Annotated in this window: 11 protein-coding genes and 1 riboswitch; of the genes, 8 read left to right on the forward strand and 3 right to left on the reverse strand. The window is 61.1% G+C overall.

What is annotated here, in order from left to right:
• The first annotated feature begins 9 nt into the window (after positions 1-9).
• On the forward strand, positions 10-819 hold the full coding sequence (locus tag ACI5FR_RS20700) for a C39 family peptidase (RefSeq protein WP_405457802.1): 810 nt from the start codon (positions 10-12) through the stop codon (positions 817-819).
• 51 nt (positions 820-870) lie between these two features.
• Here the strand turns inward: ACI5FR_RS20700 and ACI5FR_RS20705 are convergent, their stop codons facing one another.
• On the reverse strand, positions 871-2,121 hold the full coding sequence (locus tag ACI5FR_RS20705) for an MFS transporter (protein ID WP_405457805.1): 1,251 nt from the start codon (positions 2,119-2,121) through the stop codon (positions 871-873).
• Positions 2,122-2,264: 143 nt separating this feature from the next.
• A riboswitch (ZMP/ZTP riboswitch) is annotated at positions 2,265-2,345 on the forward strand.
• A 93-nt stretch (positions 2,346-2,438) separates the two neighbouring features.
• Here ACI5FR_RS20705 and ACI5FR_RS20710 point away from each other — a divergent pair.
• From ACI5FR_RS20710 to purN, 4 genes are all read left to right on the forward strand, one after another.
• A complete protein-coding gene (locus tag ACI5FR_RS20710) occupies positions 2,439-3,308 on the forward strand; it encodes a bifunctional 5,10-methylenetetrahydrofolate dehydrogenase/5,10-methenyltetrahydrofolate cyclohydrolase (RefSeq protein ID WP_405457807.1) in 870 nt (289 codons plus the stop codon).
• The gene (locus ACI5FR_RS20715; protein WP_405457809.1) at positions 3,305-3,964 is read left to right on the forward strand and encodes a cyclodeaminase/cyclohydrolase family protein; all 660 of its coding nucleotides are present in this window, start codon (positions 3,305-3,307) and stop codon (positions 3,962-3,964) included. Before ACI5FR_RS20710 ends, ACI5FR_RS20715 begins: the two co-directional genes overlap by 4 nt.
• 84 nt (positions 3,965-4,048) lie before the next feature.
• Complete coding sequence (locus ACI5FR_RS20720) at positions 4,049-4,957, forward strand: sugar phosphate isomerase/epimerase (RefSeq protein WP_405457810.1); 909 nt, start codon at positions 4,049-4,051, stop codon at positions 4,955-4,957.
• Positions 4,950-5,540, forward strand: a complete 591-nt coding sequence (gene purN, locus ACI5FR_RS20725; RefSeq protein WP_405457811.1) for a phosphoribosylglycinamide formyltransferase — start codon at positions 4,950-4,952, stop codon at positions 5,538-5,540. Before ACI5FR_RS20720 ends, purN begins: the two co-directional genes overlap by 8 nt.
• A 258-nt stretch (positions 5,541-5,798) precedes the next feature.
• Here purN and ACI5FR_RS20730 read toward each other — a convergent pair whose 3' ends face one another.
• Entirely contained in the window at positions 5,799-6,035 is a 237-nt protein-coding gene (locus ACI5FR_RS20730; protein ID WP_405457812.1) for a hypothetical protein, read from the reverse strand.
• Between the two features lie 139 nt (positions 6,036-6,174).
• Between ACI5FR_RS20730 and ACI5FR_RS20735 the strand changes: the two genes are divergently transcribed.
• Genes ACI5FR_RS20735 through ACI5FR_RS20745 form a run of 3 tightly spaced genes read left to right on the forward strand, consistent with a single transcriptional unit; the run spans position 6,175 to position 9,400 of the window.
• On the forward strand, positions 6,175-7,557 hold the full coding sequence (locus ACI5FR_RS20735; protein ID WP_405457814.1) for a CapA family protein: 1,383 nt from the start codon (positions 6,175-6,177) through the stop codon (positions 7,555-7,557).
• Positions 7,558-7,586: 29 nt separating this feature from the next.
• Positions 7,587-8,228 (forward strand): fumarylacetoacetate hydrolase family protein, encoded by a 642-nt coding sequence (locus tag ACI5FR_RS20740; RefSeq protein WP_405457817.1) that lies wholly within the window; start codon positions 7,587-7,589, stop codon positions 8,226-8,228.
• The gene (locus ACI5FR_RS20745) at positions 8,225-9,400 is read left to right on the forward strand and encodes a DUF2264 domain-containing protein (protein ID WP_405457818.1); all 1,176 of its coding nucleotides are present in this window, start codon (positions 8,225-8,227) and stop codon (positions 9,398-9,400) included. The genes ACI5FR_RS20740 and ACI5FR_RS20745 overlap by 4 nt, the downstream gene beginning before the upstream one ends.
• Before the next feature lie 42 nt (positions 9,401-9,442).
• Here the strand turns inward: ACI5FR_RS20745 and ACI5FR_RS20750 are convergent.
• On the reverse strand, positions 9,443-9,739 hold a 297-nt coding region (locus tag ACI5FR_RS20750), incomplete at its 5' end, for a hypothetical protein (RefSeq protein WP_405457820.1).

Here is a 9,739-nt window from a genome sequence, read left to right on the forward strand (position 1 = left end):
GGGAGTCGGATGCACCGGAAAATCGCAGCGTTCACGGGGATGTTCGTCTTGCTCACTTGGCTGCCGTTAAGCGGAGCCGAGCCTGACCATGTTCCGCTGGAAAGCGTGTCAATCGCTGCGGAATCGCCGCTCATCCAGACTGCCGATGAGCCGCCGGTCTCCGAGCCGGAAGCGAGCACCGAGGCCGTCGGCGCGGCCGAAGATGCTGTGCCGGACACCCTCCATTGGATCGACGTTCCCCTCATCAGCCAGCTGCCGGAGCTGTACAACGGCTGCGAGATTACGAGTCTCGCGATGCTGCTCGCCTACCTCCAGCAGCCGATCGACAAGCTCGACCTGGCGTCGATGCTGCCGAAGGACGAGACATCGCCGGAGTTCGACGAGGACGGCAATATCGCCGTATGGGGAGATCCCGACATCGGGTTCGTCGGCGATATTTATGGGAACGAACTGGGCTACGCCGTCTATGTGAAGCCGCTCGCGCATCTGCTCGAGCAAGTGTACACACCTGGCTCGCTCGACCTAACAGGTCTTGACTTCAGCGAGATCGAGCGTGCGGTGACTGACGGGAAGCCGGTCGTCATCTGGAATATAGCCTCGTTCGAGCAGAGCGATGCCTGGACGACATGGAAGACGCCGGAAGGCAAGGAGGTATCGGCGACATTCCAGGAGCATTGCGTGCTGCTTGTCGGATTCGATGAGGAGTCAGTGTATGTGAACAACCCGTTCGAGAACATCCAGGCGCAAAAGGTGCCCAAGTCGTCGTTCATCGTAGCGTGGGAACAGATGGGGCGGATGGCACTCACCTATCAGAGCTAGCAGCCCGAACGACAAATAACCTGATCGGCCCAAACGCCGATCAGGTTATTGTCATTTAGCGGGCTTTGGCTCAGGACGCGGTTCGGGCAACGTGTCCGGTTTCGGGGCCAGCACCCTTAGGCGAATCAGCGTCTTCCACACCCAGACGGCGTTCAGCATCAAGAGCGCGCTCGCGATGTAGAAGATGCCTCGGATGCCGATGAATCCGGACAAGAATCCGCCGACTACAGGGCCGATCATGTTGCCGAGGGAGAGGAAGCTGCTGTTGAATCCGTAAGCGCGGCTCTCCATCCCGTCCGGCGTGTACTTGCGAATCAGCGCGTTGACCGAAGGCAACAGCCCGCCCATGAACATCCCGAGGATGAACCGGATCGTGAACAGCTGCCATATGTTGTGCACGAGCGCCTGCGGGATGAAGAGCAGCCCGGCTCCGATCAGCGAAATCATCAATATTTTGGACTGGCCGATCCGATCCCCCAAGCGGCCGAGCAGCGGCGAGGCGATCATGTTCGAGAAGCCGGTGATCGAGCCGACGAGACCGGCATAGAACGCCAGGTAAGCCCCGGGTCCATGCAGCTCCTGCACGAAGATCGGCATGAGCGGCATCGAGCTGAGCATTGCGAACTGGATGAGCACCGTCACGGTGAATAGCGCGGGCAGCTGGGGAATGCGTCCCAGCGTCTTGAACCCTTCCACCACGGAGACGCTCGGCTTCTTCGCCGCTTCCTTGGCGTTGAACGATTCCTTCACGATGAACAAGGCCAGGAGCGATGCGATGAACAACAAGGAGCCGGTGATGTAAAAGATCGGGCGGAAGCCGATCCACTCCGCGAGCAGGCCGCCGATCAGCGGGCCGAGGATGGTACCCGCCACGCCGCCGGACTGCAGCGTACCCATGGCGAAGCCCATGCGGCTCTTCGGTGTGGTGGCGGACATCAGGGCCGTCGCGGCGGGCACATACCCGGAGATCGTGCCGTTCAGGACGCGGAGCAGGAGCAGGTGCCACACGTTGCCCGAGAAGCCCATGAGCGTCATCACGATCGCCATGCCGAAGCCGGAACGAAGCAGCATCATTTTGCGGCCGTACCGGTCGGCGAGCTTCCCCCACAGCGGCTGGAAGAAGAACGACGTAATGAAGTTCCCGGCGAAGATGACGCCCGCCCACATCGACACCTTGTGCGGCTCGGTGATCCCGAGCTCCTGGATGAATAGCGGCAAGAACGGAATGACCATCGTCATGCCGCCCATGACGAGGAATTGGCCGAACCAGAGGACCGCCAAATTCGCTTTCCAATTTCCCATTTGGACTCCCTCCTAATATTGCAATATTATATCACTTTGTTTGGACAAACACATAAACCATTTGGTAAGATGCAAGTATCAGCCCTCCGTTGACCGCCTTCGCGCCTTGAAAGTTCCGCGTGCCGGCACACGGAGCTTGACTGTCCGGTTCGGGTAACTGGCGAGCGTGGAGCACCACGAGGGAGCCCGGATTGTCATATATGCCGTTCGCCTGGGTGAAGCATTTGGAATTGATCGATTGCGGGGAGAGTTTGGTCTCGTCCGATGGATCAGCGCCGAATGTTTTTTGTTTTTCAATGTGGAAGGAGACGAAAAAGATGAGCAAACTGTTGAAGGGCAAGCCGGTTGCGGACGAAGTGTACGCGGAGCTGGCGCAGCGGACGGAGACGCTCCGGGCGGACGGCGAAGCCTTGCAGCTCGCGGTCGTAACGGTGACGGGGGACCCGGCGTCGGCCTACTACGTGCAGGCGAAGCGCAAGGTGGCGGAACGGATCGGAATCGGGTTCCGCCTATATGAATTTGCCGCCGACTGCACGGAGGCGGACTTGCTCGCTTGCATCGCAGGGCTCAATGCCGATCCGGCCGTGCATGGCATCATGCTGGAGCTGCCGCTGCCGAAGCATCTGTCCACGAGCCGGATTACCGAGGCGATCGAGCCTCTGAAGGACGTGGACGGCGTGACGCCGGCGAGCAAGCTCGCGCTGCTCACAGGCGCGCCGGGACTCGTCCCCGCTACGCCGCAAGCGTGCATTCGCCTCGCCAAACACTACGGCTACTCGCTCTCCGGCAGCAACGTGACGCTCGTCGGGCGCGGGAAGACGGTCGGGATGCCGCTGTTCCACCTGCTGCAGCGGGAGCAGGCGACCGTCACCGTATGCCATTCCCGCACCCGCGACCTGAAGCAGCATCTCGCCCATGCCGAGATCGCCTTCGTGGCGGTCGGGTTCGGCGGTCTCGTGACGAGCGGCATGATACATCCGGAGCTCGTCCTAATCGATGCCGGGATGAACGAGCGGCCCGACGGTACGATCGCGGGCGATGTCGATCCGGACGCCGGCGCGATGGCCGCGGCATTCACTCCGACGCCGGGCGGGATCGGGACGCTTACAACGGCGCTGCTGTTCGACAACGTCTACAAGGCTTACGAGCTGCAGCGGGCAGCGGGACAGAAGGAGGGACATCTATGAGCACGAACGATCAGGAAGCCGGCCGCAAGCCGGCGTGGGACAGCACGATCAAGGAATTTCTGGAGGAAGCCGGGGCTGCGAAGCCTACGCCGGGCGGCGGCAGCGTCGCCGCGCTCGTCGGGGCGCTCGGTGCGGCGATGGCTTCCATGGCGGCTAATTTCACCAAGGGCGCGAAGTATGCCGATGTGGCGGACGAGGTCGAGTCCGTCTTGGCCCGGCTGCGCGAGATGTCCACGATGTGCGAGGATCTGCTCGAGGCGGACATCGTCTCCTTCGAGCGGTACATGGCGGCGATCCGGCTGGCGAAGGATACCGACGAGCAGAAGGCGGCTCGACGGCACGCGATCGAGGAGGCGTCGCACGAAGCCGTCGCCATCCCGCTCCGGCTGATGGAGGCATGTGCGGAGGCGCTTGGCATCGCCTGTGAGCTCGCCCCGTACGCGAACAAGAACGTGATCTCCGATCTAGGCATCGGAGCGGTCTTGTTCGAGGCGGCCGCAGAATCGGCGCTGCTCACGGTCGAGATCAACCTCGCGGCCATGTCCCCGTCCGAACGGCGGGACGAATACGATCGGGCGAGCCGGGAATGGATGAGCCGGATCGCGGAGAGGAAGGTCGCCGCCGTAGACGCAGTCCGCAAGCGCATCCGGGAATAGCCACAAAAAGAGGAGGAAAGTCCCCCAATTTGTGCTAATCTGAGTTCATATTGACTTTCAGAGAGATGAGAGAGGGGAAGCACATTGAACCGAAGATTGCAAATGGGCATGTGGAACGGGTTGGACCCGGCGCATTGGGAAGCTTACACTACGGAGCGGATAACAGGACTCGAAGTGTCGCAATTCCGAAGCCTGGAGCAGATGGAAGAGCTGCATGCATTCGTGGAGGCGAAGGGGCTCGGCTACGGCATCCATACGCCTGTGCTGGGCGGACAAGGGTATTCGCTGCCGGCCATCACCTCCTTGGAAGCGGCGGATCGCGAAGCGGGATTCGCGCGGCTCGCGGAGGAAGCAGCGGTCGCGAGGCGGTTCGGGGCGAACTATTTGCTCCTGCATTATCCGTATCCTTCGATCTTTCCGAGCCTGCAGGACGAAGCTTACATGCGGCGTCTCCCTCAGTTCGAGCACTATTCCATGGATCATTGGAGAGACAGCCCGTTCCAGGAATATACAGAGAGAGCGTTCGAGCGCATCGGCGAGCTGCAGGCGCGTACCGGTCAGCGCATAGTGTTGGAGTACGATTTTTTCGGAGATTACGAGATGGGATGGATCGCCGAACTGTTCCGGCAGTATAGAGACATCGGGCTTGTTGTGGATTTGCAGCGGTTCGATGTCCATCGACGGGTTTTCCCCGGCTTCGACCCCTATGCTTACATGGATGCGGTCGCTCCGTTCGTCTACCTAGTGCACTACAGCAATGTGAAGTATGGGCCGGATGCGATGGACCGCCATCTGCCGGTGCTGCCGGAGCACGCGGAGCTACCGGACTATGGCGACGCGCCGAGGTATCTCGAGTACTTGTCCCGTCGCAACGACCGGTTTCACCTCACATTCGAGCACAATCCGGCACGGGTGACGAAAGAACAGCTGGCGGAATGCTACGAGCACGCTGCCGAGATTATGAATGGGAAGGCCAGGGCCGGAAATGCGTAAACCGAATTTGGCGCTGTTCGCTTCCCATAACGGTTCGAATGTGCAAGCGATCCTCGATGCTTGCCGCGAGGGCCGTCTGGATGTGCACGTATGTGCAGTCATCAGCAACAACTCCGGGTCGTATGCGCTGGAGCGGGCCCGTCAGGCCGGCATTCGGGCGTACCATCTCAGCTCCGTCGCGTATCCGGATCCCGTGGAGCTCGACCGGGCGATCCTCGGGACGCTCATCGCCACGCACGCCGATTGGATCTTCCTCGCCGGGTACATGAAAAAGCTCGGGCCAGCCACGCTCGCCCATTACCGCGGCAAGGTGGTCAATACGCATCCGTCGTTGCTGCCGAAATTTGGGGGCCAAGGAATGTATGGCCATCACGTGCACACGGCGGTGTTGCAGGCAGGGGAGCCGGTAACCGGAGTTACCGTTCACTTGGTCGAGGAAGCTTACGATGAGGGGCCGATCGTGGCCCAAAGCGAAGTACCCGTGCTGCCCGGCGATACGGTGGAGACATTAGGCGCGAGAGTACAGGAGCGGGAGCGCGAGTTGGTCGTGGAGACGCTAAGACGCCTGTGCCGGGGCGAGTGACGGCGTTCCCGGAGGCGGCGTCCTGCTCGGCCATCAGCTCCATCTTGCGCACAATGAGCCGGTCGATGTTAGCCTTCTTCTGCTCCACCTTCCACTGCACCCGCTCATATTCGGCGGCGAGAGACCGGCGGGTCGCCTCATGCTCGGCGTCGATGCGCTCCGCCCGTTCGAGCTGCCGCAAGAGCTCCTGCTCGAGCCGATCGATCCGCTGGCGAACCGAGGCACGGTGCAAACCCCATAGAGTAGTCTTCAGCCGTCTCATAGCGACTCGTTCCGCGAGACCCACTCGGTCAGCCGGGCTTCGAGCTGCTCGAGCTGCCGGAGCTCCTGCCGGCTTCTCTCTACGGCGCGTCTCGAAGGCAGCAGCGCTGCCTCGTATTCCTGCCGCTTCGTCTCATTCCGCTCCTCCAGCAGCAGCCGTTCCGTCTCCAGTACACTAATATACCGTTCAACGCTGGCCGGCGTGTAGCCGAGCCAGCCTTTTCTTCCTTTCATGGGTCAATCGCTCCTCTCCTCCATCCATTCTAGCACGAGCGGCCGGAAGGATTATGCCTCGTTTTGTAGCGGGGGCGGACCGCAATGGCCGCAAATCTGCTATAATGAGGAATGAAATGGTGCGTATAAGGAGTCGCTAATGAGAGAATCGCGTTCGGAACGACATAAGAAAAGCAAGCCCCGCCTTACATTCAAAACCCGCGACCTGGTGCTGCCGCTGGCCGCGGTGCTGCTCGTGGCGGTCATCGGCCTGACGGTATGGGCCATAGGAGGCGGGCGCGGCTCGACCGCTACGGAGCCGCCGGAACCTAGCGGGGACCCCGGGGGCGGAGCGGCAAGTACGGCGACGCCGAAGCCGACCGGAACTCCGGAGGCGACCGCCAAGCCAGGTACGCCGACGCCGATGCCGTCGCAATCGCCGTCGTCCGGCGGGACGGCGGTTCCCGCACCAGGCGCGACACATACGCCGGGTACGGGCGGAACGGCCAAGCCGGACGACGATTCGCGGGTCAAACTCGCGTTCGTCGGAGACGTGATTTTCGCGAGTACGGTTGAGACGGTGTTGCGCAGGGAAGGCTTCGACTATCCGTATCGCAATGTGAAGTCCCACTTGCAAAACGCCGATGTAACGGTCGCCAACCTGGAAACGCCGATTACGAGCCGAGGCACGCCGCAGAAAAAAGATTTCGTGTACCGTTCCCCGGCCGAGGCGCTTCCCGCGTTCAAGGAAGCCGGATTCGACCTGGTCAATATGGCCAACAACCATATTCTGGACTACGGGATCGAAGGGCTGCTCGACACGTTCGACCATCTGGACAAGGCCGGTATTCAGCATGTCGGGGCCGGCCGCAATGTGGCGGAGGCGTTCCAGCCGGTCATTGTGGAGAAAAAGGGGATCAAGGTCGCGTTCCTCGGCTTCAGCCGCGTCGTAGAGAATGCCGATTGGAAGGTCGGCAAGGATAAGGACGGACGCGACCGGCCAGGAGTCGCCGACACGTACGCCTTGACGCTGCCGATCGAGACGATCAAGCAAGCGAAGGCGAAGGCGGACTTGGTCGTCGTCATCACCCATTGGGGCATCGAGCGCAACGATATGCCGGAGAGCTACCAGCGGGAGTTTGCCAAGAAATATATCGATGCCGGGGCGGACCTGATCGTCGGCGGCCATCCGCACGTGCTGCAAGGCTTCGAGTCGTACAACGGCAAGTGGATTGCGTACAGCACCGGCAACTTCCTGTTCACGACCCGGGCGGATGCGCCAAAGACTTGGGAATCGGGCATTCTGCAGGCGTCCTGCACGAAGCAGGGGGCTTGCGAGCTGGGTCTCGTGCCGGTTTGGAACAAATGGGCGCTCCCGGACTACATGCTCGAGCCGGATAATCTGAAGCTGTTCGAGCGGTTGTCGAATATCTCGTTCGGCGCTACAGTAGACAAGGACGGATCGATTCGATCCCGACCGGGCGCCCAGAGCTCGGCGTCGCCGAAACCAACTGAGAAACCAACTACGAAACCAACCCCTTAGACGGATATACAGAAGGAGACCTCCATCATATGCTGAAGCAGACTCGCAATGTCTATTGCGTTGGACGGAACTATAGGGCCCATGCCGCCGAGATGGGCAATGCGGTGCCGGAGCAGCCGATGCTGTTCGGCAAACCTACGCACGCCTTGGTCGAGATGGACGGCAGACATATCGTCCTCCCAGGAGCACAGGGCAGCGTCCATTATGAAGCGGAGCTTGTGGTGCACATAGCGCGCCCCTATGAGTCCGGCATCCGGGTCGACGAGATGGTCGACCAATATGCGCTCGGGCTCGACTTAACGCTCCGCGATGTGCAGGATACCCTGAAGAAGAAGGGGTATCCTTGGCTCGCGGCCAAAGGCTTCCTCCATTCCGCGCCTCTGACGGCGTTTCGTCCGTTCCCGGGTGTGGCGGCACTGCAGCAGGCGGATTTCACGCTTCGCAAGAATGGAATCGAAGCGCAGCGCGGCAATGTTAAGAACATGATCTTCGATCTGCAGACACTCGTCGACTTCACGGCCCGTCATTATGGACTCGGTCCCGGCGACGTGCTGTTCACCGGGACGCCCGAGGGTGTCGGCGCCCTAGCCGATGGGGATCGACTGGAGCTGTTGTGGGACGAGCAGTCGTGGGGCGCTTGCAGCATTCGATTGGAGGGATCAGCATCATGACGCAGACGAATTCGCAACCGCAACGGCAGAGTGGGCAAGCGGAAATGGATCGAACGTACTGGCTGGACGTCCTGTTCCGCATCGCCAACCCGGTGCTTCAAGCGCTCGCCTCCCGGCAATTGAAGGCCGTCATGCCCGTAGAGCGCAAGCAGGAGGATCGGTTCTCATATACGTACCTGGAAGCGTTGGGACGGCTGCTCGCCGGGCTCGCCCCTTGGCTGGAGCATGGACAGGAGGACGAGGAGGAGGGCAAGCTGCGCGCCCTGTTCGCCCGCCTCGCCCGGGAAGCGATCGATGCGGGAACCGATCCGGCTTCGCCGGATTACATGAATTTCTCGGAAGGGTTCCAGCCGATCGTTGATGCCGCGTTCCTCGCCCATGCGGTTGTGCGGGCGCCGAATGCGTTGTGGAGCAAGCTGGAGCCCCGCGTGAAGCGGAATCTCATCCAGGCGCTTAAGCTGTCCCGCTCGCGCAAGCCGTTCTTCAATAACTGGCTGCTGTTCGCGGCCATGGTGGAGACGGCGCTCTATCGGATGGGAGAGACGGACTGGGATCCGATGCGGATCGACTATGCGCTGAAGCAGCACGAGCAGTGGTACTTGGGCGACGGGACGTATGGCGACGGGCCGGAGTATCATGCCGATTATTACAACAGCTTCGTCATTCAGCCGATGCTGATCGATATTGTGGAAGCGATGGGCGAACATTACGCGGATTGGGGCCGCCTTCGCGAGCCTGTGCTGCACCGGGCACGCCGGTACGCGGCTATCCAGGAGCGCTCGATCTCGCCGGAGGGGACGTTCCCGGTCATCGGGCGGTCGCTCGCGTACCGGTTCGGCGCGTTCCAGCTGCTGAGCCAGATCGCACTGCGCCGCGAGCTGCCGGCTCACGTCGAGCCGGCGCAAGTGCGCGGTGCGCTGACGGCGGTCATCCGCCGGACGATCGAGATGCCCGGCACCTTCGACGACGGCGGCTGGCTCACGATCGGGCTGTGCGGCCACCAGCCGGATGTCGGCGAGACGTACATCTCGACCGGGAGCCTGTATCTCTGCTCCACGGTGTTCCTGCCACTGGCGCTGCCGGCCGACGACCCGTTCTGGCAAGGCGAGGCCGAGTGGACGGCCAAGAAGGCGTGGAGCGGCAAGCCGATTCCGATCGACCATGCGGAGTAGAGGAAGCAAGGAGAACAACTGCCGGATCAGGGCAGTTGTTTTTCATTTGGATCGGGTAGCCCTAATGGTGTTATTGTTGGCGTTACTTCCATCCGAAAGTTCTAGTCTATTGCCTTCGACTACTACTGAATAAGCCATGGTGTCGCTAATAGGCACTTGCTTCAGTGCACCGTTTCTCTTTTCAAAGCCCCTCGTCGCCGAGACAGTCAGCCGTCCGTTATTATCCAATGTATAGGTTCCAAAAACACCCGTATAGTCTTCCTCTGTTAAATAATCGCGATCCAAATATGTACCGTCAGGAAAAAATTCTATCTGCCCATATTTCCCGCCGCTTGGAGA

This window comes from Paenibacillus sp. HJGM_3, from assembly GCF_045062745.1.
Classification (GTDB): domain Bacteria; phylum Bacillota; class Bacilli; order Paenibacillales; family NBRC-103111; genus Paenibacillus_AA.

What these genes read in the sequence shown, in the direction of transcription:
- ACI5FR_RS20700 (WP_405457802.1), top strand. Translation starts at nt 10, where the DNA reads ATGCACCGGAAAATCGCAGCGTTCACGGGGATGTTCGTCTTGCTCACT.
- ACI5FR_RS20705 (WP_405457805.1), bottom strand. Translation starts at nt 2,121, where the DNA reads ATGGGAAATTGGAAAGCGAATTTGGCGGTCCTCTGGTTCGGCCAATTC.
- ACI5FR_RS20710 (WP_405457807.1), top strand. Translation starts at nt 2,439, where the DNA reads ATGAGCAAACTGTTGAAGGGCAAGCCGGTTGCGGACGAAGTGTACGCG.
- ACI5FR_RS20715 (WP_405457809.1), top strand. Translation starts at nt 3,305, where the DNA reads ATGAGCACGAACGATCAGGAAGCCGGCCGCAAGCCGGCGTGGGACAGC.
- purN (WP_405457811.1), top strand. Translation starts at nt 4,950, where the DNA reads ATGCGTAAACCGAATTTGGCGCTGTTCGCTTCCCATAACGGTTCGAAT.
- ACI5FR_RS20730 (WP_405457812.1), bottom strand. Translation starts at nt 6,035, where the DNA reads ATGAAAGGAAGAAAAGGCTGGCTCGGCTACACGCCGGCCAGCGTTGAA.
- ACI5FR_RS20735 (WP_405457814.1), top strand. Translation starts at nt 6,175, where the DNA reads ATGAGAGAATCGCGTTCGGAACGACATAAGAAAAGCAAGCCCCGCCTT.
- ACI5FR_RS20740 (WP_405457817.1), top strand. Translation starts at nt 7,587, where the DNA reads ATGCTGAAGCAGACTCGCAATGTCTATTGCGTTGGACGGAACTATAGG.
- ACI5FR_RS20745 (WP_405457818.1), top strand. Translation starts at nt 8,225, where the DNA reads ATGACGCAGACGAATTCGCAACCGCAACGGCAGAGTGGGCAAGCGGAA.